Below are 26830 nucleotides of genomic sequence, written 5' to 3'. Positions count from 1 at the left end.
TAACATAATCACAGGCAATCGAGGAGCTAGGCGTGCTAACACATCTGCATATCACCGATTTCACACTGGTAGACGAACTGGATCTGGAGCTGGATAAAGGGTTAACCACCATTACCGGGGAAACGGGCGCGGGTAAATCGATTACCCTCGACGCCCTAGGCCTTGCACTGGGAGACCGCACCGATGCCGACAAAATTCGCAACGGCTGCGATAAAGCCGATATTCATGCCAGCTTCGACATCAGCCACTTGAGTTACGCCAAAAAGTGGCTAGCCGAACACGAGCTAGCCGACGGAGACGACTGCATATTGCGTAGGGTTGTCACTGCAGAAGGTCGGTCTCGCGCCTACATCAACGGACAAACAGCCACCCTCAACCAAATCCGTACCCTAGGCGAAATGCTGATAAACATTCACAGCCAGCACGAACATCAAACGCTGCTGAATACCCGCAGCCACCAGCGCCTACTTGATGCTTTTGGTGGGCTAAAGCCCCTAGCAAAACAAGTAAAAGATGCCTACAACAAATGGCACTGTATCCACTACCAGCTAGAAACTATTCGCAACCAAAACGATGACCTTAACGCCCGCTTTCAATTGCTCAGCTATCAGGTAGAAGAGCTAGAACAACTGGGGCTTGAGCCCGGAGAATTGGACCAACTGGAACTGCAACAAAAAACACTCGCCAACGCCGAAACCATTAATACACACTGCGGCCATGTGGTAAGCCTGTGCGGCGACGACGAAGGCCTGCAAGACCGACTAAACCAAGCACTGCACCTGCTCTCATCACTTCAAACAAAACCAGAGGCACTTGTTGAGGCAGAATCTATGCTCAACAACGCTTTCATCCATGTTCAGGAAGCGCAAGCCGAACTGGAACGCTACCTCGACGGCCAAGATCAGGACGAAAACCGCCTTGTCGAAGTGGAACAGCGGCTAAATGCCATATACGAAATCGCGCGAAAGCACAGAATGGCCCCCGAAGACCTAGTGGAAACGCACCAAAAACTCGTAGCCGAATTACGCAGCATGCAAAGCGGCGATGAACAAATTGAAAAACTGGAGCAACAAAGCGAAGACGCGCTCTACCTATACCAGCAACTGGCATCGGAATTGAGCGATCAGCGCCAATTTGCCAGCGCTAGGCTGGCAAAAGCCGTAAACGAAAAACTAACTCAACTCGCTATGGGCCAATCCAATTTTAGTATTGCGCTCAACGCCGAAGCCAAACCCGCCGCGAACGGCAACGAAATTGTAGAATTTTTGATTAGCACCAATCACGGCCAGCCAGCCAAACCCCTCGCAAAGGTTGCCTCTGGTGGAGAGCTATCACGTATTAGCCTCGCCATTCAGGTGGTTACAGCACAAACCTCTACCACCCCCACACTGGTGTTCGACGAAGTTGACGTAGGCATTGGTGGCACCACAGGTGATGAAGTAGGCAAACTCCTGCGTGAACTTGGTGAAAATGCACAAGTGCTTTGCGTAACCCACTTAGCCCAAGTGGCGAGCAAAGGCCACCAACACCTACTGGTAAGCAAAACGGGTAACAAAAAAACAGGCGCGCTCTCTGCCCTAAAAACGCTTACTCAACAGGAGCGTATCGCCGAAATCGCCAGAATGATGGGCGGCAACGTGGAATCGAAAAACTCACTAGCGCATGCGAAAGAGATGATGACGGCGTAATACCGCCGTCTAGGTCGAGCGCTGCGCTTTATATGCCTCACGGCGGGCAACTGACGTAAGCTGATGCAGGGTGTTAGGCAACCATCTAAATCGACCCTGCGACCTTCTAGGGACGCCAGGTTGGCTTTACGGAAGGTGATATGCAGAAGGTTATATGTATAGGGTTGCATGCATATAACCGATACCCTGGTAGCGCCTACTCTGCACTCCCCCCTTTTAGGCCCACGGCTATCCGAATAATTTCGGTATATTTTCCAACGACTTCACTCCCTATTTTATTCCCGCGACCCCGCTAGAGCAGCGAAGCCCACCCTAGGCTGGCTGAGACGGAATTGCGTGAGAGTTTTAACATTTTTCCGGGCGCTGGTACGCAAACATGGCGGTCGGGCACAAAGGGAAACTTAAGGCTTGGGAAGCTAAATACGCTCGCACGTATTCAACGGCACATACCCGAGAAAAAGAATTCAAAGAGATTCAACGCAAGAAACCAACAGAGCCATGTGCACAAGGCCAGAAGGGCGCCTTCCGGCTATGCCCGCAAGTCAACTGGCTAGCGGCGCAATAAAAACGAAGCGCCCGAGGGCAGCGCTCCGCTAACCATTGGCGAGAATGCCAATGGTTATCATTGTTACTATTTAAGCGGCTTTACATACAGCACTAGGCTGTGGCCAGTAATCTCGTAACCATGGTCTGCCGCAATATCACGCTGTAATTGCTCAATTTTTTCGTTATGAAACTCAATAACCTTACCACTTGACACGCAAACCATATGGTCGTGATGGTCTCCACGGTCTAATTCGAATACGGAATGCCCACCATCAAAATTATGACGCTCGACTAAACTCGCACTCTCAAACTGGGTCAATACCCTGTAAACTGTGGCCAAGCCAACGTCTTCACCTGCCTCCAAGAGCAACTTGTAAACGTCTTCCGCGCTTAAATGGCGTTCTGTGGAATTTTCCAGGATTTGCAGGATCTTAACCCTTGGCAGCGTTACCTTAAGGCCAGCTTTGCGTAATTCCTGATTTTCAACTGCCATTTAGATGCTCCTATGGACTTCTCATATTATTAATAGATCAGGTATTATCCCCGGCCTAACGAATTTCGGAAACCCCCGGTATGCATTTAGTTATAAAAACCATTCTCATTACTGTAGCACTACTCGCCGCTACCGGTTGTTCCCGCCTGCAATTCCCCTGGGTGTATCGTATCTACGTACAGCAGGGGAATTTCATTGAAAAAGATATGATCGACCAGCTTGAAGTAGGCATGACACCGGAGCAAGTGCGCTATGTAATGGGCAACCCGCTGATTTCAGACACCTTTCATCCAGACCGCTGGGACTACTACTTCACCCTCAAGCGCGGTGAAGAACAGTTCAAGGAATACCACTTCAAAGTCTATTTCGAGAACAATACTCTCGCCCGCTGGGACGGCGACTTCGACCCTAAAGACGCTAAAAATGACGACCCCGACAAAGCCGAAGACGAAACACCTAAAGATTTAGACACCGAAGGTGCTAAAGAAACCAAAGAAGTTACACCGGCAACCTAGATACTCAGCTACCGAAACAAAGCTATTCTGCTACCAGTTTGGCTTTTTCCGCACGTTTTCGCCGAACTTCTTTAGGGTCGGCGATAAGCGGGCGGTATATTTCCACTCGGTCTCCAGCTTGAAGTATATGCTCTTTAGCAGGCTTTGAGCCTTTCGTACCCAGAGTTTGGCCAAACAAGCCCATCTTTGCACCCTCAATGTCCAGCCCTGGAAAGTAATCGGCAATTTTTGACTTTTGCACCGCAATATAAGCTGTAGTGCCAGGTTCAACCAACAATTCCACTATTTTTTGCTTGTCTGGAAGTGCATAGGCCACTTCGACCTGAATGGGTTCAATATCGCTCATGTTGAAGAGTAAACCTGCTTGGCCCGGCTACAGAGGGCGTTGACCTGATCAGAGGCGACATGCTCAAAAAGCTTGCCCACCGCGAGGGCGACGAGTTTATTGGAAAACTCAAACTCAATCCAGAAGCTCACCTTGCAGGCACCCGCCGACAACGGCTGAAAATGCCACTCGCCTTCCATAGATTTAAACGGCCCTTCCACCAGTCGCAAGTGCATACGCTGCGGTTTATCCCAAGTATTGTGGGTAACAAACGATTGGCGAATACCCGCTTTTTGAAGATGTAGCCTAGCTTCCAGCCAAGTATCTTCTTTGGCCAACAGCTCGGCACCCACGCAGCCATTTAAAAACTGAGGGTAGCTTTCAAAATCGCTAACAAGGTCAAACATCTGTTCCGCGCTAAACATCACCAGTGCGGAACGCTCTATACGATTAGCCATTTAATTACGCAACAAACTTATTGTACAAACTGAGGATCATCACAATCGCAATCAAAATAGGCGATACATAGCGCACCACAAATAACCAGATGTCAAACAGTGGATGCCCCTCCGCATCCATTTCTGAACACACAATGGCACGGCGCATAAGCCAACCCACAAAAATTGCAATAAACAAGCCGCCCAACGGCAACATGATTTGAGACGTGAGGAAATCGAGCGATTCAAAAACATACACACCCGCAGGCTTATCTTCCAACCAGTTATTCGACCAAATACACCCCATGCCCCCCAACCAAGCCAGAAGCGTAAGCGCAGTTGTTGCCGTAATACGGTTAAACTTTTTCGACTCCACCAGCCAGGCGACCCCAGGCTCAATTAACGATACAGCCGAACTCCAAGCAGCAACCGCAACCAACACAAAGAACAAAGTGCCAAACAACTGTCCTGCCGCCATATTGCCAAAAGCAACGGGCAAGCTAACAAACATCAACCCCGGCCCGGCACCGGCCTCTAAGCCTGGGGTACCAAACACAATGGGGAAAATAGCCATACCGGCAATTAACGCCACTAGCGTATCCAGCAGCCCTACCGTAATAATCGTGCGCCCCAAACTGGCATGACCTGGCATATACGCGCCGTAAGCCATTATCGCGCCCATACCTAAGCTCAAGGTGAAAAAGGCGTGGCCAAGTGCAACCAGCACTCCACCCCAAGTCAGTTTGTCGAATTTAAAATCAAATAAGAAATTAAATGCCGCGCCGAAATCGCCATTTTTGAAGCCATAAGCAAGAAGCAAAATTAGCACCACAAACAGAAACGGCATAAGTACCCGCGCAACCATGCCCAAGCCCCGCGTCACACCAGCCGCCACCACGACCAAAGTCATAACCGAAAACAAAGAATGCCAAAGGGTAAGCTTGCTCTTATCCTGCAAAAATTCACCAAATGCACCGCCAGCAATCTCGCCTGAAGTACCGTTAAAAGCGCCTGAACCAGCCTCCACCACATAATTCAGTGCCCAGCCGGCTACCACGCTGTAAAACGCCATAATCATCAAGCCCGCCAGCACGCCCATCCAGCCAATACTGGTCCAGCCACTGTGCAACCCGGCCTCGCGGGTAACGTAGCGCATAGCGTTAATAGGGCTCATGCGCCCCCGACGGCCAATCAACACCTCGGCCATCATCACCGGAATACCCACAAGCGCGATACAAACCAGATACACCAGCACAAACGCACCACCACCGTTTTCGCCAGCAATATACGGAAATTTCCAAATATTACCCAAGCCCACAGCAGAACCCGTGGCCGCCAGAATAAAGGTCCAGCGGCTGCCCCACATGCCGTGCATCTTTCGTTGATCCATTACTCCCCCCAGGAGATTTTCTTATTCGGATAAAGATCTGAGCCGATTGTAGCGGTAAACCGGGCCAAACTTAAGGCCGGAACAAGTTGAAGAGCTCTACCACGCTAATTTACTAGCCCCAACACCCCGCACCCCCTATAATCCGCCGCCATGGCTAAGAAGAAAAAACCCGGAAGCAACACCATCGCGCAAAACCGTAAAGCGCGACACGACTTTTTTATTACCGACCGTTTTGAAGCGGGCGTTGCGCTCGCCGGCTGGGAAGTAAAAGCGCTGCGCGCAGGCAGGGGCCAGCTCACCGAAAGCTACGTTATTTTTAACAAAAACGAAGCCTGGCTGCTGGGGGCACAAATCAGCCCACTACCACAGGCCTCTACCCACTTCGTAACGGAGCCCACCCGCACCCGAAAACTGCTAATGCACAGGCGCGAGCTAGACAAACTGCTCGAAGCAACCACTCAAAAAGGGCACACCATTGTCGCCACCGCCCTGTATTGGAAAAACCACTTAGTTAAATGTGAAGTAGCCATTGCCAAGGGTAAGCAGCAGCACGACAAGCGGCAGACCGAAAAAGAGAAAGATTGGAACAAGCAGAAGCAGCGCATTATGTCGGCCGATAACCGATGACAAAAAGCCCCATCTGGCTGCTTCATCGCCGCTCAATCAAAATAGCCTTAATCGTTGGCACCCTACTCGCAATAATCAATTACGGCGACAAAATGCTAACCGGCGCCATGCTCTCCACCGACTGGTTAAAACTGGCGCTTACCTATTTCGTGCCCTACGCAGTAGCAACCTACAGCGCTTGGTCGGCCCTTAAAGCCAAACAATAAACACTCAAGCCAACAATTAAAGCCTGTACAAACCCAACAACCTAAGACAATTCGGCGGGTATCGCGCCACGGCAAGGCCGTTGTTCAGAACCGCCAGAGCGAAATAACAAGTATTCAACAAAAGCCAAATTCACAATTAAACCAAACCAAATTACCCCGCCGATAACCACATCGGTAACAATACTTTCACCAAACACCATCACCGCAGGCACAAAAAACAAACGCTGGGTGGCGGGGCTTAAGGCTGCGGCTGTCATTCGCATCATCCAAACCTTGTGCCGTTCTACCTGCTTCTTTCGAATAGCCATAACAGCTAGCACCAGTGAACCTATAAGCACACAACAATGGGCCAAAATACCCCAGTACTTGGCCGAACCGCCATACTGCGGGTAAACACTGTTCATCCACAAAGCACTCAAACCAAACGCTAGCGCGCACACCACTAGGCAGCGGCCAAGACAACGATGAAAACGCGGCAACCGCTCTCGCAATAGCGAAACGAACTGCAAAGGCATCAGCAAATTGAACAAACTGCCCGCAATAATGTGCACAACAATAGGAAAAGGCATAGAGAGATAATGGGCGCTCGCCATCGCGCTTTGGGTTCCAACATCCCCCTGCTGCAGCAAGCGCATTTGCAACGCGCCAAACGCAACTGTAATGGTGCCAAGCAAGAAGAGCAGTGCAGGTGATATATAAGCTTTAAGGTGGAATCGCATACAAGGTTCCTCATGCGGGGTTGTTACGTGAAACAAGAATACACACCCAGTTTCCACACAATACCCGCCACTATCGTCCGCGCCTGCTAGCTCGGACACGCCAGCCTTGCTGAAGTACGTATAATTTACCCATGGAAATGGAATACGCTCACAGCCTAACAACGTTCACCCTACTCATAGCCGCTCTCGGCGTGCTATCCCTTAGCGTGCCCTTGCTGCTATTTAACAATCACAACTCGCCTGCCCACCTCCCCTTAGTGGTCTTTCTAATCTGCAGCGGCATTGCCAACGGCTTGCCAGCATTTATTGAGTTTTACCCAACGCTGGAACTCTACGGCCTCGCCATATGGCTGCCCTGCTACCTGCTGATGCCCGCAAGCTTGTGGCTCTATACCAAAGCCGTTACCTCACCTACCCCCTGGTATCTCCGCCAACAAACCCGCTGGCACTTACTACCCGCAGGCTTAGCGCTATTAGCGTCAGTGCTACTGGCAACACTACCAAAAGAAACCCTGGAACAAATATTCAACAGCGATGCCGCCCCTCCCGCCGGTTGGCCGCAGCTTGTGGTGATAGGTGCTTTTGCACTCATGGTGTTGTGGCTGTTTCTCTCTGGCGTATATGTTGTCCGTATTCTTATTACACTTATTCGCTATAGAGCCAGCCTAAAAAACCTGTTCGCCAACAACGAAAAACGCGAGCTGCACTGGCTAAGCTGGGCTGTAGCGGTACTCGCTGGCACCTGGGTACTTTCAATGTTTTTTAGCATTCCATTGCTTTCAAACCAATCACTACCACTGCCGATAGACCTTATGGCCGTCATGCACTTTGTCTTGCTTTGGAGCCTCTCCCTATTTGGCTTACACCAAAAGCCGGGCTTTGAAGGCCGTTACCTAGTACCAACAGAAAGCCACCCGGAAACCAATGGCAACAACAGCATTAGTGAAAAATACCAAAAATCGGGCTTACAAGAGCAACAACTAGAACGCATTGCGGAAAAAGTGGAACACGCCATGGGCGGTCAAAAACTTTACCTAGACTCCACTCTCTCGCTACAAAAATTGGCATTAGAAATACAGGTATCCCCCAACTACCTCTCCCAAACCCTTAACGAAACCCTCGATAAATCCTTCTACGACTATGTAAACGGCTGGCGAATTCAACACGCCATACCCGAGGTATTGCAAGCCCAGAAGACCGTGCTAGACATTGCCATGGACGTAGGCTTCAACGCCCGCTCCTCGTTTTACAAAGCCTTTAAAAGTGAAACCGGACACACCCCCAGCGAATACCGCAAACGCAACACTTCCAACACCCATTAATGCCCCAATTAACAGGAAAAACCACAGAACCTTTCCATATTGCGGTATACTGAAAAGCTCCCCAGTTAAAACTGGAGAGTACGGGGGCGATTAGGATTCGACGCCGGTATCAAAGCCCAAGGTGCATGTCGTGATGGTAGCCAATCACGTTAATCCAAAGCTGCAAACTAACAGTTGCCAATGATGACAACTACGGTGCCCAACTAGCTGCGTAAGTAGCCTGTGAAGCACCTTCTAGTGGTTCGCCGCTAGCGGTCTTTAGCAAGGTGCCAGTACCGCGCTAACGACTGTCATATAGAACTGGATAGCTGTGTCATTCTGATCGTGATGACATTGCAAAACCTAAAGCGAACTCGCTCACTACGTCCTGCCCGTCGGGCTGTAGAGGAGTTAAATTAATTGACGGAAACTAAGCATGTAGAGCCGCGGAGAGAGAACTGACGGACGGGGGTTCAAATCCCCCCGCCTCCACCAATACAAAACCCTACCATCGCAAGATGGTGGGGTTTTTTATTGGCCGAGATCTGGGGTTTTTGAACTCAATTCGCGGGGTTCACTAAATTGCCGGGAGCAATTTTGGTCGACCGTCAGGTCGCCACGCAGCGGTCGAGCACAGGGATGTGCTAGAACCAATCCCCCCGCCTCCACCAATTATTTAAGCCCTAATGAGCCTTCACCGGCCATTAGGGCTTTTTATTAACCCGCTATTTGACTATCAGAAAATGCGGGCTAGTGAGGGTCCTCCACTACGGGCACTTAAACAACCTCAAACGTACTTTTTCGCAAGCAACTGGTCTCATACTCCTGCACATCTTCGCGCCTGTACCTGACCTGACCTGACCTGACCGCCCAACTTTACGTAAATTGGCCCAATACCTCGGACCGCCTTCACTCAAGCGTCGCTTCGCTTACCTGCCAACGATTACAAAGCTCCCTTTGCGTCATAAGTGATTGATATTCATTCATATTGATTCTCCAGTATATTTTAGTTGATCAAGTCCCAAATTGGGACTACCATTAATCGTATGAGAATCATTGCCCTATCGACACTGAAAGCTTTCTGGGAAGAGAAGCCAGAATATATGGATGCTAAAGAGTCAACACTCGCTTGGTATCGACATGCATTAGTGGCTGACTGGAGCGCGCCTACTGACGTTAAGCAGGACTTCAGAAATGCCAGCATCCTCAAAGACGGGCGTGTAGTTTTCAATATTGCAGGGAACAATTATCGACTAGTCGTATGGATCAATTACTCCTACCGTGTGATCTATATACGATTCATCGGCACTCATGCTCAGTATGACAAGATTGATGTACAAACTATTTAATGGCCGGAGGAATAACTATGGACATCAAACCAATCAAAACCGATGCCGACTATCGAGCGGCATTAGTAGAAATTGAAAGCCTAATGATGGCAGGCCCTGACACACCTGAAGGTGAAAAGCTGGATGTAATGGTCACGCTTATCGAAGCTTATGAGGCTAGGCATTTCCCTATGGAACTGCCTGATCCTGTTGAAGCCATCAAGTTCGAAATGGAGCGAAAAGGTCTAACGATAAAAGATCTTGAACCCATGATTGGTAAGAGTAATCGTGTGTATGAGATTCTCAACCATAAACGCTCACTCACACTGAAAATGATTTGGAAGCTGCATGAGGGATTAGGCATTCCAGCGGAATCCCTGATCAAGCCGCCGCAAGCACATGCCTTATAGCGCAAAGCCTCAAAGCATTATTGGGATTAATGCGAGACTCTCTGAGCTTGAAGAGGAGAAAAACCAGCTTCTAGCTCTCAGAGAGCAACTTCAACAGCCCTCGCCAATTTCGCCCGACTCAAACTCTTATACGCCAGAACAGATGATCACCATTTTCAGAGGTTTGTTTCGTGGGCGAACGGATATATTTGCCAACCGCTGGCAAAACAAACAAGGTCGCAGTGGTTACTCTGTCGCCTGCAATAACGACAAAACCGCAGGAAAGCCGTTTTGCACAGCTTTAGCTGCCTGAAAGGTGAGCGCCATGGACGGCGCGAATGAATGGGTACAGGGTATCTGCAACAAACCTCGCATCAAATGCCAGGACTGCAATCACCGACAATTCACAGAATTAAATGACCAGGTCATTTATAGTCATTTAGCTGGGCAACAAGTGGCGGGGCTCTACCCTTTAATGCGCGACAACACTTATTATTTCCTCGCCGCCGATTTTGATAAAGGCCAATGGCGAGAAGAAGTGAACGTTTGATTCCTATGATCGACTTTTTCCCAATCAAGATATTTTACCAGAGGGAGGCTTTGGTAATTTAATCGCTCTACCACTTCAGAAAGAAGCACGCTTATCGGGCAACAGCTCCTTTGTTGATAACGATCTAAAAGTCATCCCAGACCAATGGCAACACTTGGCTAAACTTGATTCTATTTCTCACAATACACTAACAAAACTACTGACACAGATATCGCCGAATTCAGCCCTGTTTAAAGAACAAAAAGTTATTGAGAACCGACCACCATGGGAGGTGACCGCCAAGGCAAAACCGATCAAATTCGAAAACCCTCCGAAAGCGGTATCGATCACGCTCGCAAATCATGTCTATTTCGATTTGAGTGGAATACCAAGTGCATTAGCCGCAAGGTTAAGGCGACTCGAACGGTCAATATAGGACACCCACACTAACACTTTAAGGTTCACAAGAAAGAAGACTAATTCAAAGGCCGGTTCACTCCGGCCTTTTTGCATTTTCACACCCGAAAATAAAATCGTCCTACATGGATCGAAAAAACTGGGCTCCGGCTCCTCCCCCCCTAATGACAAGAATGCCGCCCCCTGCGGCTATTACCATGCTCCGTAATGTCAAGTTATTGGATGTCCTTAAATTGCTCTTTTATTTTTCACGCTAGCCGTTACATCATTGGTTATTCACAGAGATTCGCGCGAAAAATTAACAATATTGTCGCCATACTGATCAACAGCCTTTTCTTTTAGCGATTTCAATAGCAGGCGTAGCTCTATCAGGTCATTGCCAATATCGGCAATTTCATCTTCGTCATCGGAGGTTGCACACACCGTTGCCATACGGCTTTCCATCTCCGTTAGTGATTCCAGCACAATTTTCAATTCGGATTCGACGAACTCCAATTTAAAAGCGCTCATACGGCTTTACCTTCCTTTTTGAAGACTCGTGAGGCTCTTAGCGCCATTTCCTCTAGCAAGCCCTTGTACTTGTCTACCGGCATATTTTGCGTAGGGGCTATACAAAAATGATGGGGTTTGTCCTGCACCAACTTTAATCCCACCGGGGGCTTTGTATTCGGAGGGAATCGCCAAACCCAGCCCGTCATAGGCGACTCATTAATGCCTGCTTTATCAAATACGCTAATGCCTTTTCCGTTGGCTCTAATAACTGTAATGCCGTTGATTTCAAGGGTATCGACGTCTCTAGAACGAACATTCGAAAGTTTCGAATGATGAGAATTGCCTAAGCGAAACAACTCTTCGGGTAAAATATAAAACTCTTTTGGAAACATGGCATATTCCTTACGTCATTTAATGGATCAAATATAGTTTTGGGGATTTCTAACTTTTTTCATGTCTTCTAGGCTTACCGCTACTCGCCCCAAAAAAACAGATATAGCGGCTATTCAGCATTTTTCATAGTATTTCATACCCAATCGTAATGTACTGTTTAACCCAAATCCGCCACGTAAATTTGCTTTAACGGCAGCAACGTTCGGTATTTGGGTGAAAGCTTACTGTAGTGTTCCAACACCAAATCAATACGCCAACTTTTCGCTTTTGCGCCCGTTTCCTGTAAGTGGGCATCACTCGCCCACGGGCTATAAACCAGCTCTGGTACCACGCGCAAGCGATTCTGTTGGTAGCGGGCGAGTGTATCGGGGTTTAGGTCGTGCTCCGGCTTAAATTGACAAAGGCTAAAGCGCGTACCTCGGTCTCGAATTTCGTGGCGCAACACGCCCAATGTGCCGAAGGTACGCATTTCCCTATTGGCGGCATTGGGGTCGGCGTTATTAAGTTGTGTGGCAACGCGCTGTAAAAACTTATGCTGGGCATTGTTCGGGTAAAGGGCACAATACTTTTGCCATTGCGCGTATTGGGAGTCTTTTACAAAACCCAGTACATCTTCTTCATACAGGGCCAGCTCGCGGTTGTAGCCTTCGCCATTACCTAACAGCCAACCCTTGTTGACTAGCTGCTGAATCATGTCATTTTGAAACGTCAGTTCGCTGGCCTTGCTCATGGCACCTTCCTTATTTACAAAACACGGATTAGATTACTTGCGCCATGCAATTTTGGGCTGTGTATCCGTTGGGGTCTGGCTCAGCATAATAAGATCGAAGCCTTTGCCAAACGCCGTGTTTATATACCAGTCCAGCCGCAGTAAAAGGTCTTCGTGGCCATCTTTATCGAAATCACCACGTGCCATAATCAGGTAGTTCACAATCAAATCACCCGCCAGTGCCAGCTCGGCTGCATTTCCGCTTAAGTTAAGCAGTTGCAGAGTAGGTTCCGCCTCTGCAAGCGTGCCTTCTCTATTCTCCATTGACTCGCCACCCAAGTTTGGAACAGCAAGGCCCGGCAGGCTTTTTACAAAGCTTTCCGTGAATGCGGCGGGGAATGCGCTGAGTGCATCACCATTACTTAAGGCAGCAAAGTAATATTCCGCTGCTGTGCAGTTCACTTTCATCAACTGAAGTAAATGAAATTGGGATGGGTCTATAGCACTCTCTTTCGTCGCAGTAACCGCTGTGCAGGAAGTAAATGTCAGTTCTTCACCATTGAAGGAATCTAGCGCGTAGTTCAACTGGATGCTTCCTAGGTTATCTCCCAAGCTTTGCAAACCGGTAAATTCTTCCTCGTTGAGGATTGGTGCATGTTTTATTTTTGTCGACTCGGGTGCAGAGGTGCATGCCCCTACTGCGAACAAACAAAGAGCCGCAGCGAATAAAGCTTTAACAACTTGCGCTAGCTCCCAAACTACCGCGCGGGAGCGAAAATATGATTGTTTATTCACGCTTTTCATGGCTTTGGCACCTGTGTTGTGGATTTTGGGCTGGCCTTATGGGCTTCGTTAAACAAGCCCTTTACATAATTATTGCGTGCGGCATTCACGTCTGGCCGGTTACATTGCTTGGCGGCCTCATCCCATTTTTCTTTCTTGACGGCCTCATTAAACTTGGTAAAGGTGGTGCGTAGTTTGGTTTGCCCCAGGTTAAATATCATATCAAACAGGGCTTTCTGTACGCTCTCTGGCATATCATCAAAGCCGGAGGCAAAGCCTTTGGCTTTTGTATACATACCCGAAAGCTCGCTATAAAAAGTGGTAACGTGCTTGTTACGCTGGGTATTAATATCGGTATCTTTCATTACCAGGCTGGTGTGCTGCTTATACCAACTGGCCTTGTAGTTTTTCTTCTGCTTGGCAATCGCGTCGTACTCATCCTGTTTTTGTTTAAGCGAAGCAAGTGTGGACGGCAGCTTATTTTTTACGGTATACATCGTAATAGTGCCCACAGCATTCCTATTGGCAATTAAATGCCCAACACCGACAGTAACCTTACTTTTACTATCCAGGTACATGTGATCGTAACGCCCTTCGTACTCTTCCAACTTCTTTTCTACAACGGCTTTTACTTTGCTATTGAGTGGCATAAATAGTCCCTTTTTGTTTATTAACCGATATATTCGTAGTGATTTTTTACAGAGATATTCGTCAAGCTGTTGATTAAAGGCTCTGGCGCTAACCACGAAAACATGTCATTTTGAAAGGTGATTTGGTTGGCCTTACCCATGATTTTTTTCCTTTTTATATGCCCCAGTAACTTATTTCAAAAAGCGACTTGGCTTTTTCTAAATCCTCGGCAGAGCGTATTGAGACTTCCAGGTCACCCGTACCCCAATGGCCCTTGTTGCTGGCATCGCTGGTAAAGCCCTCTTTTAGCTCCACATCACTCGGAGAAAGTTTAAGGTAAACCAAAATTTTGGGGTCACGCTGAGGTGACCATACCATCACGCTGGCAAAGTTTTTTTTACGCTTAAACGCCGTGTAGAGCATAAGTTCCTTGCGTTGCACATCATCACCCAAGCCATCCACTAAATCGCATACACTCTCGTAGAGTGCGAGTAATTCCTCGCTTGCTTGAGCTTTCCGGCTTTCGTGATCATCTTTTCTTTTTGCTGTTACAGGTCTAGGCGTGTCTTCGAGTATGGATTCCGCGGCAGTTACCACTACTTTTTTAGGGGCGGACTGGCTTGCGGTTTGCGCATTCACCAACTCCAGCAATAACAACTCGTCACCAAAGTAGCGATAACGCATTAACTCAATATTGCGGTCTATTTGTTGTACTGCATGTTCATCGTACTTATTAAAATCCGCTGCGATACAAATTAGACGAGAACCACCCCACTCAATATTGTCGGCCACCTCTTCACCAAACGCTTTCATCACCAAATCGCCGCGCAGCAGGTCGGCAAGTTGCCAAATGTAGGCGGCGGTTTGGGAAAAGTTGGTGTTAGGTGTGCTTGTCATGTACTTCGGTAACCTTGGCAGCGGAAAGCCTAAACGGCTTTCCAAGCGTATTATTTTGATTACCAACAAAAGTACCAAATATGGCTTGGCTTTACTATTAATGTTGTTGAACGCATGGGAATATAGCCATGTAAGTCAAAGGTTTAGACGTTCGCTGAGTGGCACGTAGCTTTTTGCGCCAGCAACTTGTTTAGGTCTGCATGTTCGTTTTTTGATCGCCACTTTTGAGACACAAAAAACGGCTTCTGCATCTGGCTTACTATTTGTGGCAACAAACTCGCCCTCCAACTCGACCCAATCGCCAGCGCTGCATTCCGAGAGTTGATCTGCGGCAATGCACCGTGCAGGAGGAATGAGGTAAGGACATACAGATAGCTATATCAACAGGCTAAAATTTGATCATTGTTCCGGCGCATTCACTACAGGCCCATCACCTGGCTGATTCTTCTGTTTAGTAGTGCTGAAAGTAGTACTGCTAGGGAGAGGATAAAAATAAAACCTTATAAATCAATGCCATAGAAACCAGAAGGGTCAAGCTTTACATTTGACATTTCCACGGCTAACGGACCCAATAATCAGATGCGTCATATTTCAATGGGCTCATAGTTACTGCACTAGCCATTGGTCTAAAAGTCGCACTTGTTTACCCCGCCATTTGGGGTGCCGCAATAGTTATGCGCTTTTGGAAGTTATGCGCTTTTGGACACCCACATTAACACTTGAATCCCGCCGCAAACTACTGTACATTACAACAGCATAAAGCAACTCAAGGAACGAGCAATGCCCCGCCCAAGGAAGCAACAAATCTCCCTAGATGCTACCCCCTACTACCACTGCACCTCTCGCTGTGTACGCAGAGCCTTTCTCTGTGGACTGGATTCGTTAACGGGCAAGGATTACGAGCATCGTCGGCAATGGGTTGAAGACCGTATTCTATTTTTGGGTGAGATTTTCTGCATTGACGTGTGTGCCTACGCCGTAATGAGTAACCACCACCATGTAGTGTTACACATTAATAATGCTGAAGCCCAAAGCCTGACGGACCTAGAAGTATGCGAACGCTGGCACAAGCTTTACAAGGGCACCCTCTTAACACAGAAATTTTTAAAGGGTGAGCTACTCGACGAAGCCCAATGGCTTGCCGTTAAAGAAAAACTGGACCACTGGCGCCTTGAGCTGGCCAATATCAGCCGCTGGATGTGGGCCTTAAACGAACCCATTGCCCGTATGGCCAACGCCGAAGATCAATGTACAGGACGCTTCTGGGAAAGCCGATTTAAGTCACAAGCCTTACTCGATGAAAAAGCCTTAGCCGCCTGTATGGCCTATGTGGATTTGAACCCCATTCGAGCCAGAATGGCCAAGACACCAGAAAGCTCTGACCACACCTCAATAAAACGCCGTATTGAAAACCAAGAGACTAATAACCCACAACCGTTAAAGCTCGCCGAATTTGTGGGTAACCCAAGAGAACCCATGCCCCAAGGCCTACCCTTTCATCTACAAGATTACGTGCAGCTTGTAGATATTACCGGAAGGGCTATTCGTGAAGACAAGCGTGGCTTTATCGACAATAACTTACCCCCCATTCTAGAGCGACTCAACATCTCCAGCCGTGAATGGCTTGTACTGACCACCCAGTTTGAATCCAAATTCAAAAGTTTGGTTGGCTGTAAGGAGAAGCTAATGCTTGCAGCAAAAACATTAGGACTGCAAAGAAGACCGGCTTACGCCAATTGTGAAGCGATACTCCACTAAAATCCCCAACCGATATTAAGCCCCGCCTCACTTTCTCTCTGAGAAAGGAATAGTCTCGTTTTAAATTTTAATAAATTCTGTTTTTCACGTCAGAATAGATCTTGCACTCAGCGGGGAGCAAGAACAACGCCTTAATTGAAAAATCCTGCAAGCCTTATTCAAATTCGAAGTGCACCACCTAAACTCTAAGTATCTGATAACTGGAGATAAATATGGGACTTCTTTATTCACATTTGTCACTTCACGAACGGCAATTAATGTTTAATTGGCATCACTACCACAGCATACCCATTCGAGAGATTGCTCGCAGACTCGGTCGTTCTCACTCTACAATTTCACGAGAACTGAAACGCAATATCTCAAGCTACTATGTACCAACCTGGTACCCACACCTTGCCCAATCGATGTATGAGCGGAAAATGAGGGTTAGAGCGCAACGGGAAAACCTGAAAAGTAGCAACACTCAAGGCTACGTCATTGAAAAACTCAAGATAGGATGGACACCAGAGCTAATCTCAGGCCGTTTAAAGCACCATGAAACTCTACCCTATATTTGCCATGAAACAATCTAACAATACATTTACAAAGAAGCACCTGAACTAATTTCCTGTTTGGCACGAAAACACAAAAAACGTAAAAAGAAATATCCTGCTAGAAAATACAAGCAAGCAATCAACAACAAAACATCCATCCTAGAGCGCCCCGAAATAATCAATGACCGACTTGAATTTGGTCACTGGGAAAGTGACTCCATCATCTCTGCAGGTCAAAAACCTGGCTGTAACGTTGTTATTGAGCGCTGTACTCGCATGGTTCATATCACTAAGTTGAATGCAAAAACGGCAGAAGAAACGGAAAAGGCCCTTGTAAACAAGCTTATTCACCACCCATGCGATTTCGTAAAATCCATTACTTATGACAACGGAACCGAAAACTCTAACCACTTAAAAACTAATGATCAGCTAAAATGCGACTCGTTTTTTTGTCAGGCTTACCACTCACGGGAAAAAGGTGCTGTCGAACAAGTGAATGGCTTAATTCGTCGTTTCTTACCCAAAAAGACCGATATCACTCAAATTTCAGATAAGAAAATATTAGAGATTGAACATATTCTAAACTCTCGCCCAAGAAAATGCCTTAATTACCGAACACCACTCGAAGTATACGAACAGTATCGCAAAGATCTTCCAATAAGCTCAGCCTAGAATGAAAAAGGCCGACTAGAAATTAATTTCTGTCGGCCTCAACTTGTCACGGCCATCGGCTCCTCAGCCTGTACCGCTAATTTAGCGTAGTACAGCAGGATTAACTTGTCCAAAAATACCTGCGGGGTTTGGGGCGGCAAGCCCCAAGAGCTAAAACACAAAACAACTATCTCTTAGTGTCGATTGGTATAAGCAAACCATTGATCCAGAAACTAAAAAGTAGTTAACTTGTGCTGCCGGTGCACTTTAATCTTGAAGCTGGCCAATATAGTTCGATTCCCTTAATATGGCTGTCCGATAATTTTTCATTGTCCACGGATATTATGAATACGTTTTTAAAGTTCTGTTTCATGTGTAAAACGTTATGCACATTTAGGCTTGCATCCTTGGCGTACGTTTACTCTTTGCCTAAGAAGAATGGCATGGCTTATGGCTTATGGCTTATGGCTTGCACAGCTTGATTGATATTAAACGGCAAAGCCGTTAAATAACACGTTCACTTTATATCGGATTGGGCACTGTGTTTTTTGGTAAAGTTGTGGTATTTTCGTCTTCGAGCAAGCCCAATCGAATGACATTTTTGCTTATAAGGGTAGCCGAAACCGATGATTGTAAGGTTTCCACTTTAAATCTATTAAGGAGAATTATTTTTCATGATAAATTACATTAAGGATAATGCATTACCACAGTCAATCTTGCTATTTTTAACTATTTTATCTTCAAGCGTAGTTTCAGCTTATGAAGCCAAAGGGTATATAGAGATCCCCTACAATGGAACTATTCAGCAGTATTGTGAAACCAACCCCGATTTCAATTTAATAACTGAATCGGCCTTTAACGCTCGAAGTGAAATTCGTTCACAGGTGAATAGTCGATTACAAGAAAAATTACTGGATGCTCTACCGGGCTATGTAAGCCTCACCAAACTTGATGTGCAGCTAGATGGCGAAATTACCATTGAGCTAGATGGCCTTAATAATGGGTCTGTAGCTGTTCGAACCGGAGGGATGGGAGTCGATATATCCATACATGTTAAGATGGAAAACACTCTCGGTCTTGTCTCTGGTGAAGTGCATGCCAATACGACCCCAATATGGATGACTGGTGATTACGATATATTTAGTGGGCGAATCGAAAACCTGGAAATGAGTTCTCCGCCACAAGTAAGCATAAGCGCTGAATTGAATGGGATTTTTAACTTTATTCCGATAATTAAAAATTATATGGAAGGGTATGCAGAGGATGAAATGCGCGAAGGGGTGGTTTCTGGTATGGAGAGCATCAACGATCAATTAGGCAGTACTGATATAATGCTGTTTGGCCTCAATCAGAAATTACCCGATGATCTATATGTTTACAATAACATCGATTACGGCGTAAAGATTAAAGATGAATTGGCGAATATCACAAATGGTGAAAAAATTAGGTTTTCGATTGTCAATAACACGGTGAGCTTGAATATAACGGACGACTTCAAAATAAAGTTTGTACACGATACGGTTCGCCCTTATTGCGACCCTCATCGAAGCTGTTCAGTGAACGGTCCTTACGGCTCTATCTGGCTTCCTGGCGGATATGACCACGACCTTGATGGATTCTGCAGTGGTGCGCCGTCGAATCCCGAACCCACACCAGAACCCACACCAAAACCAACACCGACTAATTGCTATGTTCAGGGGCCGTATGGACCGATTAATATATGTAAGTAGTTTTTATGGAGATCCCTTCAGCCGGAATTAGCGGTTTTGAATTTATGAAGGCAGTGAAGAGGACATATTCCAAGCTAGTGGAGTCAGCGTCATTGGTATTGCGCGTCAAGCCTTAGGGCCGCATAAACTCGTAAAGCAGGGTAGACACTGTCGGCCCTGCTCAATTGCGGAGCATTAGATCGCACTCCCATGCTAGCTCCACGCTCACAGTGCACCCCTTTACGCCAAAGCACCCACTTGCTTTCTGGCTTTTTAAAACCTCCCCCGTAAATACCCCTTCAGCGATGCTGTAACCTCCTTGTTAGCATTTTGTTTGTGATGCCAAAAAAGCGCAAAATAATACATGACCTCGTCTTCCGAAAGCTCTGCTGCACAATCACGCTTGGGTCGTAGCAGTGGGATGGGACACCCACACATACACTTGAACCCAACAAAATACTACTACACGGTATAGATGCCTCGGAATATGGCACACACCCCCTAAGACGCACTAAAGTAACTTGTATCTACAAGCGCACAAAGAACTTACGCGCCATACAAATACTGCTGGGACACACTATGCTCGAGAGCACCGTACGCTACCTTGGAATTGAAGTAGACGATCCTTTAGAAATGGCCGAGAACACGGGAGTGTAGTAACTACTGACTGGCAAGTGGCTTTCAATGGACACTTACCAGCCAAAAGTGGACATTAAAAATAGCGCGTCAAATGTAAGGCCTGACCCGAATGACACTTACTTAACTTATAACCTATTGATTTAAAATTAATAAAGCTGGTCCAATGGCGGGGTTCCACCTCGTAAAAGACTTCGCCACCACCAAAGGGCCAGCTTTTCATGAATGCTAAACATAACCGACGACAGCATCAACAAAAAATTATTCAGAAGCAGGTGTTTAAGCAAGATTCCATCAGCTTTTTTAACGTGCTAACGGCACCGAAATTGTTAGACACCGTCGAGAGTTTACTACCCGATCATAGAGAAAGGTTATTTCCCCCGACGGAAACGTTATCAATGCTTTTAGCGCAAGCCATGCAGGCAGATCGCTCTTGTCAACGGGCTGTTAATGCTAGACGAAGCCTCTCACGATGAGATTATTGCCACAACCAAGGCGCTAGTGGATATGCTGGACAAGGCCACTCGTATTGTCGACTTCTTTGATAAGCATGACGAGATCAAAACCGCGACCATTCTGGTTGAGAATGGCCTTACGTCGGTCATCATCCCCGAAGGCACGACACAAGAAAAACTTGAGCACCTCATTACCAAGCGCACTAAGTGGATTAAAGAAAAACTCTATATCCAAAGCCAGTATTCACCGGTTACACCCAAAGAGTATGTTTCGGGAGAGTCATTTTCGTATATGGGCAAAAACTACCGCCTTAAAGTTGTTCGCGCTAAAAACAAAAGCGTTAAATTGCTTAACGGGCGGCTTACAGTTGCACTACCAGAGCACCAATCAACATCCCAGCACATTCAACTGGCACTTATAGACTGGTATCGCACACTTTCAGAAAAACGCCTGCAAGAGAAGACGCAGCGTTACGCCAAGTTAATGGGCGTCACCCCCAGTTCAGTAGGCATTAAATCGTTTAAATCCCGTTGGGGAAGTTGCCATGTGAATGGGGATATTGTTTTTAACTGGAAAATCGTGATGGCACCTAACCGCATTGTTGATTATGTGGTTGTTCATGAACTTTGCCATCTAAAACATCACGACCATTCACCGAAGTTTTGGAAGGCTGTTGAGAAGGTGATTCCTGATTACAAAGATTGCAAACGTTGGCTGAAAGACAATGCCACACGACTGAGTGTATAAACCATGCGAAATGTTTACGACCAATATAGTCAACCCGAAAACAAGCTAACTCATTCTTTGGCTTCTACGCTGCAAGAGGATAAAGGCCTATTGAAAAGTTTTTTGAAGCATGTTGGGTGCGCAGACCCAGGCCAATCAGCAAAGCTACACATTATTGAACAAAGTATTGCGGGTGATCTAGAACCGCCAGAAGACGAAGCTGAACGCCGTGGACTGCCCGATGCATGGATTTATAACGATGATGGCTGGTGCTTATTAATTGAAAGCAAGGTGGAAAGCCGTTTAACTACGGATCAGCTTGTACGGCACTATAGAACAGCAGAACGTTGTGGTTTTGACGACATTACGGTGTTATCGATTGAAGCGTTTAAAACCACGATAAAACCGAAAGAATGGCTATTATCGACAACATGGGCCGAGATTTACGAATGGTTGATTGGGCAAAAGGCAAGCTCACGGTGGGCACGTTCCACAGCGGATTATTTTGAGGTTGCTGAACGAAAGTTTACAGATGCGGGTTATTTGAAAGAAGGCAATATCACGGTATTTGCGGGCATCCCTTTTTGTAAAGAAATACCGTATAACTATGCGGAAGCAAAACGTTTAATTAAGCTGGCACTGGAAGAGATTCGAAAAGATACGGCATTCTGTCGGGATGCAAAAATTAACCCCAACGTTGGTGGCCGTGGCGCGATTACCGGTACAAAGTCTAAGTACGTGTGGGACTTCCTCCGGTTAGATAAATCCAGCGGAGAGGACAGCCATACCGCGTTCCCGCATTTTACCTTCTCTATTAGTGACTTTTGGGTTCATACCTCAATTACCATCCCGAATAGTATTCAAAATCAGTTTCGAAAGAATTTAACGTCGCTAGGATATGAACGCTTTCGGGTTTTGATTGCAGAAGTTGTCGAAAATTTGGAGCCTCTCATTGATCGGGAACCACGCCTCTCACCATGGTGTACCAGCGTGCAACGCCGGTACCCTAGTCAGCGCTCAGTACCAATTGTTGATGCGACACTTGAATTTGACTTGCGAACCGCCATTGAATCTACCGAGCCGAAAGTGAAGCCACAGGAGGCGTGGTTAATAGCTGCTTATGACACCTTGTGCAACAAAAAATCGAATTATCAAATACAGATAGGCGCCGTTATCCCGTTTGAAGATGCGCGCTGTGTTCCCTCAAAAGAGTTACTAAGCCTGGTTAAAGGGATATGGCTAGCGTGTCGCCCGCTTCTTGATGTCGTTGTTGAGGATAGGTAGAGCGCCTTAGCTATAAGATGATGACCCAACTGTTGCAACCCATACAGACAATGCATTATCCAATAATCTTTCTCGACCAAAGCTGGCTCAATGGAAAGGTCGTCGCCGACAATACGGATCAGTTCGCCAAATTCTGAATGATTGTGCAGGAAGTCCCTACCCATAACTCAACTGACTTTCAGGCAGAACATCAGCAAAGAATTTTTTAGTACCAACCTTACCGTAATAGCGCACCGCCCTTTCAAGCGCATCCAGATCAAATGAATACACTTTGCTCTTCACGCGCGCTTTCACCATTGAGCTATTTTCAGCCAACCGATCAAGGTTATTCACCAAATTATTGGATGTCCTAAAATTGTTATGGAGAAAGGTTTGTATGCAGCATTGCTAAGCGTGGGTGCAACCTACCGAAACAGCGAGTAAAAAATAATATGGAAATCAAAGTCCATGACTTCTAGCTGACGAATACAGCTGCCGATACATCCTCACCAAGTCTGGCCGATCTGCCAGCAATTCAAGAATCAGATCCATCAAGCCTTCGATACTGAAATCAATGTCGAGCCGGTCTGCATACACCGTAACTCTATCGATTAACTTCATAACTAGCTGCATCTGATGAACCGTAAACAATTCCTCTGAAAGCCCCGCAAGATTCATTAATCGTTTCACAACCAGCTTTGTCGCTAAACGCCCAACATGATGTGACAGATCAATTTGCTGAGCAACAGAAACAAGCGGTACTCTGTGAGCGTTTAGCTCCGCCATGATTTGCTGAAAATCGGCCAGATTTCTTTTAAGACGACCCAGCCGATGAACAACTACAATATCAACCAAACCAAGCTTGATATCGTTGAGTAGACACCGAAAACCTGCACGCCGCCTATGACTGCTGGATAAACCTCTGTCCTCATAGATTGTATCTACCAGCCGCCAACCCTGGCCCACATGAGAACCTATAAAGTCGGCGCAGGCCATAAATTGGGCACTGACGGAGTCGAAAAGATCGCGATTATTTTTCTCTACAGACGAACGCGAGTAGATAGCACATCGCTTTAGTGTCTGCTGCTCATCAATACTCATACTGCTCGCAGCCACAATACAAACATTGACAATCTTTGTATTCGAACCTAGCATGATCTGTATAAATGTCTACCCTTGGAGGTCATCATGCATGTGTCCCTGACTACCGAACTAGAGTCTCGCATTAAGGCCAAAGTTGAAAGCGGCTTATACAACAATGCCAGCGAAGTGATTCGCGAAGCGCTCCGGTTTATGGATACACACGAAGACTGGATCCACGAAGTGAAATTGGCCCGCTTACGCGAACAACTGAAAGTTGGTACTGATCAGCTAGATCGCGGTGAAGGTATCGCCATTGAATCAAAAGCCGCACTGGACTCTTTGTTTGACGACATTAAGGCCTGAGCCTTATGCCAGCACACCAGCTCGTTATTGCGCCTGTCGCCAAAACTGATCTTAAAGACATCTACCAGTACGGGCTTCGGCAATGGGGCCAAACCCAATCCGAAAGCTACCTTGAGAATATAAAAGAACAGTTCTGGACGCTTACCGAACAACCCCTGATAGGCGTTGATCGCTCTGACCTCCTATCAGGAGCCAGGAGCCTAGTTATTGAAAGCCATACCCTGTTTTACAGGGTTACGCCTGATACGTTAGAAATTATCCGCGTATTACATGGCCGCCAAAACCCTCAGCGACACTTAAAATAGCCCAACAACCATCAATACCTAGCAGAAACTGAGCGAGTTTCGAACGGCTTTTCATATTGATAATTCCAAAACCAGAGGGGTTCAAACCAAAAGGGTCTAAAACCAGAGGAGTCAGACCTTACACTTGACATTTCCAAGGCTAACGGACCCAATAATCAGATGCGTCATATTTCAATGGGCTCATAGTTACTGCACTAGCCATTGGTCTAAAAGTCGCACTTGTTTACCCCGCCATTTGGGGTGCCGCAATAGTTACCACCCTTAACCCATCTAAATCTTTAATCTGAACGTAAACAACTACAGGGGCGCATATGCAAGTTTGCACTTGGCCTAACTCTCCATTTACAAAACACGAATGAGCCCAAATGGCAGGCCTGCAGCCTATGAAATTTACGGTATTTTACGACGGCAATTGCCCGCTCTGTGCTGCGGAGATGACGCTACTGGCAAACTATGACCATCATTCCCGGCTTTGCTTGGAAGATATTCACGCCCGGGACTTTTCCCAGCGCTACCCCAACATCGATTTACAAGCAGCCGACCAAATACTGCATGGCCAAACCCCTGATGGAACGCTCGTTTACGGTTTGGATGTAACCGCAACGGCCTGGGGCCTGGTGGGCAAAAAGCCCTGGCTCAAGGTACTGCGCTGGCCTTTGGTGCGTTGGTTTGCCGATAAGGCTTACTTGTTTTTTGCCAAGCACCGCATGGGCTTCGCATTTTTTCTCACTGGACGTCGGTGTATAAATAATGACGTGTGTTTAAATAGCGCTGAGGCATCTCAAAGGCGTACTACACCCCCCCACTGCGCTAAAAATATGGACGAAGACGCAGATTTTTAATACGCATTAAAGACAGTGGTTTTTAACTACCCGACCACGATCAACACGTTTATTAAAGGCTATTCATGTTATTTATGTAACTTGTTGCCTGGTGCGTTAATAAAGATATCAACGACGCTACGCCCCTTAATCGGCACTATGCTTACAGTAGACAGCGCACTATGTGCAGTAGTCTGTGCGCTATGTGAATCAGTTACTTCGCTCTGGCCAATAGTTTCTCTAGAATACCCCGTTAGATAGTTAAAGAAGTAACAAATGGCCGCTAGGTTCAATATGAAACCGCAGCGAAAGGCCTTACTATTACCCGAATACAGTATTGGGGCGGGTATTTTGTTCACCAACCGGGGCACCCCTATTCAGGTGTTAACGTGCGTGCCCACCAGGGAACCTCTCTACCACTAAACCGTTAGCCGATACCTTCAAAACTTTCCTACCCGACAGAGAAGAAACAATGGCCGACTTCGACATAACCACAATTCCCTCCATTATGCGCGCCAACAACTGGCCGGTAGGCGCCAGCCTAATGGACAACTGGTTTAGCGGCGCGGCGAATTCCAACCCGGAAAGGGGCGTAGCCTCTACCACACAGGTAACCATGGCTTGGGTTCTTGGCTATCCGCGAGCTCTGCAAGTATACAATCAACTGGTTCGGGAAAAGGTATGGATAAACCCCGCTGCACAAGCCGAGATCATTAAACTACTTAAGCGTAAAGACCTACTTAAAGAGAAGGCAAAGTCATTTGGCATGCCGAAAACACCGCTACCGGTTGCCGACAACGATTCGATTCAATTTCGTGTGGTAGGCGGCAATTGGGATATCGCCTTTGGCCCAATGGATGACCTTAAAGCAGCGCTCGCAAGGTTCACCTTTAACATGTTAGTTGTTGGAAACGTTGAACCGTTGTTTGAGGAGGTTCCGGTTGCACCCGGTGCACCCGGCGCACCCAGTCATTTAAAAGTGACCAGAGCAACAGGTGAATATACGGTCACGATTACCGAAGTTGGCATTTACATTAAAGACTCATACGACTTTAATGACCCACCTGAAGAGGACCAAAGCCTGGGCAACTGGGATGCGGAAGATAACTCGGTTGGAAAAACAATGTTTAACGGTGGCGATGCTGTTCACAATTCAGATTTCCGCAAATGGCGACAACAGAATAATCTAGGTGGCGATTTTTTGGTATATTCAGACATACGCTACCTGACACAAACCACCCACAATACTTTTACATTCAAAAAATAGGCCTGCCCGTGACAAAACCCCTCGTTAAATGGCTCGCGTTTGCCATAATCGGACTGGCTATTGCTATTGCTACTGCGCTAAATTTTCCCCCGATAAAACGCGCCTGCTGCGCCTTGGAATTTCAAACGCTCCACAGCCCTGTATCCGATCACTATCTGGTTGTGTATCGATATACCACGCTGCTACCACTCACACCGGGAAACTCTGGTGACTTACCCGGTTACGTGCAGTTATACAATGGCCAAGGTGAGCGGCTAAGAGAACAAGACGTGGAAATGCTTCAATTGATTCGAGATGTACACTGGACAGACAATAGTGTCGCAATTAAATTTGTTTTGGACTGGCCATTAAGCGACGTAAAATAATTGAAGAGTCAATTTCGGTGGGTGACCCTTCTTACATTCTCGGTAATTTGCCAAAGGTGATACGCTAAACCAAGGCCAAT

General features: G+C 46.9%; 32 protein-coding genes, 1 other RNA gene and 2 pseudogenes. 22 read left to right on the top strand and 13 right to left on the bottom strand.

Going from position 1 to position 26830, the window contains the following annotated elements; genetic code table 11:
- The first annotated feature begins 32 nt into the window (after window positions 1-32).
- Window positions 33-1688 carry a DNA repair protein RecN gene (gene recN, locus H5336_RS17075; protein WP_185235434.1) on the top strand — a complete coding sequence of 552 codons (1656 nt, stop codon included), beginning with the start codon at window positions 33-35 and terminating at the stop codon, window positions 1686-1688.
- 631 nt (window positions 1689-2319) lie between these two features.
- Here recN and fur read toward each other — a convergent pair.
- Window positions 2320-2727, bottom strand: coding sequence for a ferric iron uptake transcriptional regulator (gene fur, locus H5336_RS17070; protein WP_185235433.1), 408 nt, complete (start codon window positions 2725-2727; stop codon window positions 2320-2322).
- An 80-nt stretch (window positions 2728-2807) separates the two neighbouring features.
- Here fur and H5336_RS17065 point away from each other — a divergent pair, with 80 nt between their 5' ends.
- Window positions 2808-3242 (top strand): outer membrane protein assembly factor BamE, encoded by a 435-nt coding sequence (locus tag H5336_RS17065; protein ID WP_185235432.1) that lies wholly within the window; start codon window positions 2808-2810, stop codon window positions 3240-3242.
- A 22-nt stretch (window positions 3243-3264) separates the two neighbouring features.
- Here the strand turns inward: H5336_RS17065 and H5336_RS17060 are convergent, their stop codons facing one another.
- The 3 genes from H5336_RS17060 to H5336_RS17050 are packed head-to-tail and all read right to left on the bottom strand — an operon-like array spanning window position 3265 to window position 5394.
- Complete coding sequence (locus H5336_RS17060) at window positions 3265-3588, bottom strand: RnfH family protein (RefSeq protein ID WP_185235431.1); 324 nt, start codon at window positions 3586-3588, stop codon at window positions 3265-3267.
- Complete coding sequence (locus H5336_RS17055; RefSeq protein WP_185235430.1) at window positions 3585-4025, bottom strand: type II toxin-antitoxin system RatA family toxin; 441 nt, start codon at window positions 4023-4025, stop codon at window positions 3585-3587. Before H5336_RS17055 ends, H5336_RS17060 begins: the two co-directional genes overlap by 4 nt.
- Window positions 4026-4029: 4 nt before the next feature.
- On the bottom strand, window positions 4030-5394 hold the full coding sequence (locus H5336_RS17050) for a sodium-dependent transporter (protein WP_185235429.1): 1365 nt from the start codon (window positions 5392-5394) through the stop codon (window positions 4030-4032).
- A gap of 150 nt (window positions 5395-5544) precedes the next feature.
- Between H5336_RS17050 and smpB the strand changes: the two genes are divergently transcribed.
- Both smpB and nrtS read left to right on the top strand, forming a co-directional pair.
- Window positions 5545-6021, top strand: a complete 477-nt coding sequence (smpB, locus tag H5336_RS17045; RefSeq protein WP_185235428.1) for an SsrA-binding protein SmpB — start codon at window positions 5545-5547, stop codon at window positions 6019-6021.
- Complete coding sequence (gene nrtS, locus H5336_RS17040; protein ID WP_185235427.1) at window positions 6018-6227, top strand: nitrate/nitrite transporter NrtS; 210 nt, start codon at window positions 6018-6020, stop codon at window positions 6225-6227. Before smpB ends, nrtS begins: the two co-directional genes overlap by 4 nt.
- A gap of 41 nt (window positions 6228-6268) precedes the next feature.
- On the opposite strand, the gene H5336_RS17035 is transcribed toward nrtS, so the two are convergent.
- A complete protein-coding gene (locus tag H5336_RS17035; RefSeq protein WP_185235426.1) occupies window positions 6269-6946 on the bottom strand; it encodes a DUF2306 domain-containing protein in 678 nt (225 codons plus the stop codon).
- A gap of 131 nt (window positions 6947-7077) precedes the next feature.
- On the opposite strand from H5336_RS17035, the gene H5336_RS17030 reads away from it, so the two are divergent.
- From H5336_RS17030 to H5336_RS23890, 6 genes and pseudogenes are all read left to right on the top strand, one after another.
- A complete protein-coding gene (locus H5336_RS17030; RefSeq protein ID WP_185235425.1) occupies window positions 7078-8268 on the top strand; it encodes a helix-turn-helix domain-containing protein in 1191 nt (396 codons plus the stop codon).
- Window positions 8269-8350: 82 nt separating this feature from the next.
- Window positions 8351-8742: a transfer-messenger RNA gene (gene ssrA / locus H5336_RS17025) on the top strand.
- A gap of 551 nt (window positions 8743-9293) precedes the next feature.
- On the top strand, window positions 9294-9596 hold the full coding sequence (locus H5336_RS17020; protein WP_185235424.1) for a type II toxin-antitoxin system HigB family toxin: 303 nt from the start codon (window positions 9294-9296) through the stop codon (window positions 9594-9596).
- Window positions 9597-9613: 17 nt separating this feature from the next.
- Window positions 9614-9985 carry a helix-turn-helix domain-containing protein gene (locus H5336_RS17015; protein WP_185235423.1) on the top strand — a complete coding sequence of 124 codons (372 nt, stop codon included), beginning with the start codon at window positions 9614-9616 and terminating at the stop codon, window positions 9983-9985.
- Window positions 9975-10514 (top strand): annotated as a pseudogene (locus H5336_RS23895) (TOTE conflict system archaeo-eukaryotic primase domain-containing protein). Before H5336_RS17015 ends, H5336_RS23895 begins: the two are co-directional and overlap by 11 nt.
- 31 nt (window positions 10515-10545) lie before the next feature.
- Window positions 10546-10929, top strand: a complete 384-nt coding sequence (locus H5336_RS23890; RefSeq protein WP_376766550.1) for a TOTE conflict system archaeo-eukaryotic primase domain-containing protein — start codon at window positions 10546-10548, stop codon at window positions 10927-10929.
- Window positions 10930-11186: 257 nt separating this feature from the next.
- Here H5336_RS23890 and H5336_RS17005 read toward each other — a convergent pair whose 3' ends face one another.
- The 6 genes from H5336_RS17005 to H5336_RS16980 all read right to left on the bottom strand — a co-directional run bounded on the left by H5336_RS17005 (window position 11187) and on the right by H5336_RS16980 (window position 14814).
- Entirely contained in the window at window positions 11187-11420 is a 234-nt protein-coding gene (locus H5336_RS17005) for a hypothetical protein (RefSeq protein ID WP_185235422.1), read from the bottom strand.
- A complete protein-coding gene (locus H5336_RS17000; RefSeq protein WP_185235421.1) occupies window positions 11417-11794 on the bottom strand; it encodes a Tse2 family ADP-ribosyltransferase toxin in 378 nt (125 codons plus the stop codon). Before H5336_RS17000 ends, H5336_RS17005 begins: the two co-directional genes overlap by 4 nt.
- A 158-nt stretch (window positions 11795-11952) precedes the next feature.
- Complete coding sequence (locus tag H5336_RS16995) at window positions 11953-12525, bottom strand: hypothetical protein (protein ID WP_221628081.1); 573 nt, start codon at window positions 12523-12525, stop codon at window positions 11953-11955.
- A 33-nt stretch (window positions 12526-12558) separates the two neighbouring features.
- A complete protein-coding gene (locus H5336_RS16990; RefSeq protein ID WP_185235420.1) occupies window positions 12559-13308 on the bottom strand; it encodes a hypothetical protein in 750 nt (249 codons plus the stop codon).
- Window positions 13305-13937 (bottom strand): lysozyme family protein, encoded by a 633-nt coding sequence (locus H5336_RS16985; protein ID WP_185235419.1) that lies wholly within the window; start codon window positions 13935-13937, stop codon window positions 13305-13307. The genes H5336_RS16990 and H5336_RS16985 overlap by 4 nt, the downstream gene beginning before the upstream one ends.
- A gap of 154 nt (window positions 13938-14091) precedes the next feature.
- Complete coding sequence (locus H5336_RS16980) at window positions 14092-14814, bottom strand: DUF5655 domain-containing protein (RefSeq protein ID WP_185235418.1); 723 nt, start codon at window positions 14812-14814, stop codon at window positions 14092-14094.
- A gap of 780 nt (window positions 14815-15594) precedes the next feature.
- Between H5336_RS16980 and H5336_RS16975 the strand changes: the two genes are divergently transcribed.
- The 7 genes and pseudogenes from H5336_RS16975 to H5336_RS16945 all read left to right on the top strand — a co-directional run bounded on the left by H5336_RS16975 (window position 15595) and on the right by H5336_RS16945 (window position 22567).
- Window positions 15595-16572, top strand: coding sequence for a hypothetical protein (locus H5336_RS16975; RefSeq protein ID WP_185235417.1), 978 nt, complete (start codon window positions 15595-15597; stop codon window positions 16570-16572).
- A 212-nt stretch (window positions 16573-16784) separates the two neighbouring features.
- Window positions 16785-17144, top strand: coding sequence for a helix-turn-helix domain-containing protein (locus H5336_RS16970; protein ID WP_185235416.1), 360 nt, complete (start codon window positions 16785-16787; stop codon window positions 17142-17144).
- Between the two features lie 6 nt (window positions 17145-17150).
- Window positions 17151-17777, top strand: a complete 627-nt coding sequence (locus H5336_RS16965; protein ID WP_313557761.1) for an IS30 family transposase — start codon at window positions 17151-17153, stop codon at window positions 17775-17777.
- A gap of 653 nt (window positions 17778-18430) precedes the next feature.
- Complete coding sequence (locus H5336_RS16960) at window positions 18431-19486, top strand: hypothetical protein (RefSeq protein WP_185235414.1); 1056 nt, start codon at window positions 18431-18433, stop codon at window positions 19484-19486.
- A 914-nt stretch (window positions 19487-20400) separates the two neighbouring features.
- Window positions 20401-20553: pseudogene (locus H5336_RS16955) on the top strand (IS4-like element ISCARN115 family transposase); the annotation flags it as partial.
- Window positions 20552-21304 (top strand): M48 family metallopeptidase, encoded by a 753-nt coding sequence (locus H5336_RS16950; protein ID WP_185235413.1) that lies wholly within the window; start codon window positions 20552-20554, stop codon window positions 21302-21304. The pseudogene H5336_RS16955 and the gene H5336_RS16950, both read left to right, overlap by 2 nt.
- Before the next feature lie 3 nt (window positions 21305-21307).
- Complete coding sequence (locus tag H5336_RS16945) at window positions 21308-22567, top strand: PDDEXK-like family protein (protein WP_185235412.1); 1260 nt, start codon at window positions 21308-21310, stop codon at window positions 22565-22567.
- A 156-nt stretch (window positions 22568-22723) separates the two neighbouring features.
- Here H5336_RS16945 and H5336_RS16940 read toward each other — a convergent pair whose 3' ends face one another.
- Window positions 22724-22900, bottom strand: coding sequence for a hypothetical protein (locus tag H5336_RS16940; protein ID WP_185235411.1), 177 nt, complete (start codon window positions 22898-22900; stop codon window positions 22724-22726).
- A 105-nt stretch (window positions 22901-23005) separates the two neighbouring features.
- A complete protein-coding gene (locus tag H5336_RS16935; protein ID WP_185235410.1) occupies window positions 23006-23647 on the bottom strand; it encodes a recombinase family protein in 642 nt (213 codons plus the stop codon).
- A gap of 87 nt (window positions 23648-23734) precedes the next feature.
- On the opposite strand from H5336_RS16935, the gene H5336_RS16930 reads away from it, so the two are divergent.
- The 5 genes from H5336_RS16930 (at window position 23735) to H5336_RS16910 (ending at window position 26750) form a co-directional block, all read left to right on the top strand.
- Window positions 23735-23992, top strand: coding sequence for a type II toxin-antitoxin system ParD family antitoxin (locus tag H5336_RS16930; protein ID WP_185235409.1), 258 nt, complete (start codon window positions 23735-23737; stop codon window positions 23990-23992).
- Window positions 23993-23997: 5 nt separating this feature from the next.
- Window positions 23998-24297 (top strand): type II toxin-antitoxin system RelE/ParE family toxin, encoded by a 300-nt coding sequence (locus H5336_RS16925; protein ID WP_185235408.1) that lies wholly within the window; start codon window positions 23998-24000, stop codon window positions 24295-24297.
- A gap of 383 nt (window positions 24298-24680) precedes the next feature.
- Window positions 24681-25139, top strand: a complete 459-nt coding sequence (locus H5336_RS16920; RefSeq protein ID WP_185235407.1) for a thiol-disulfide oxidoreductase DCC family protein — start codon at window positions 24681-24683, stop codon at window positions 25137-25139.
- Window positions 25140-25590: 451 nt separating this feature from the next.
- Window positions 25591-26385 carry a DUF6402 family protein gene (locus H5336_RS16915; RefSeq protein ID WP_185235406.1) on the top strand — a complete coding sequence of 265 codons (795 nt, stop codon included), beginning with the start codon at window positions 25591-25593 and terminating at the stop codon, window positions 26383-26385.
- A gap of 8 nt (window positions 26386-26393) precedes the next feature.
- Complete coding sequence (locus H5336_RS16910) at window positions 26394-26750, top strand: hypothetical protein (protein WP_185235405.1); 357 nt, start codon at window positions 26394-26396, stop codon at window positions 26748-26750.
- The last annotated feature ends 80 nt before the right edge of the window (window positions 26751-26830 follow it).

The sequence above is a fragment of the Teredinibacter franksiae genome, assembly GCF_014218805.1.
Lineage (GTDB): Bacteria > Pseudomonadota > Gammaproteobacteria > Pseudomonadales > Cellvibrionaceae > Teredinibacter > Teredinibacter franksiae.
Note: the sequence above shows the minus strand (reverse complement) of the source record. Positions and strands in the feature narration are given on the sequence as shown.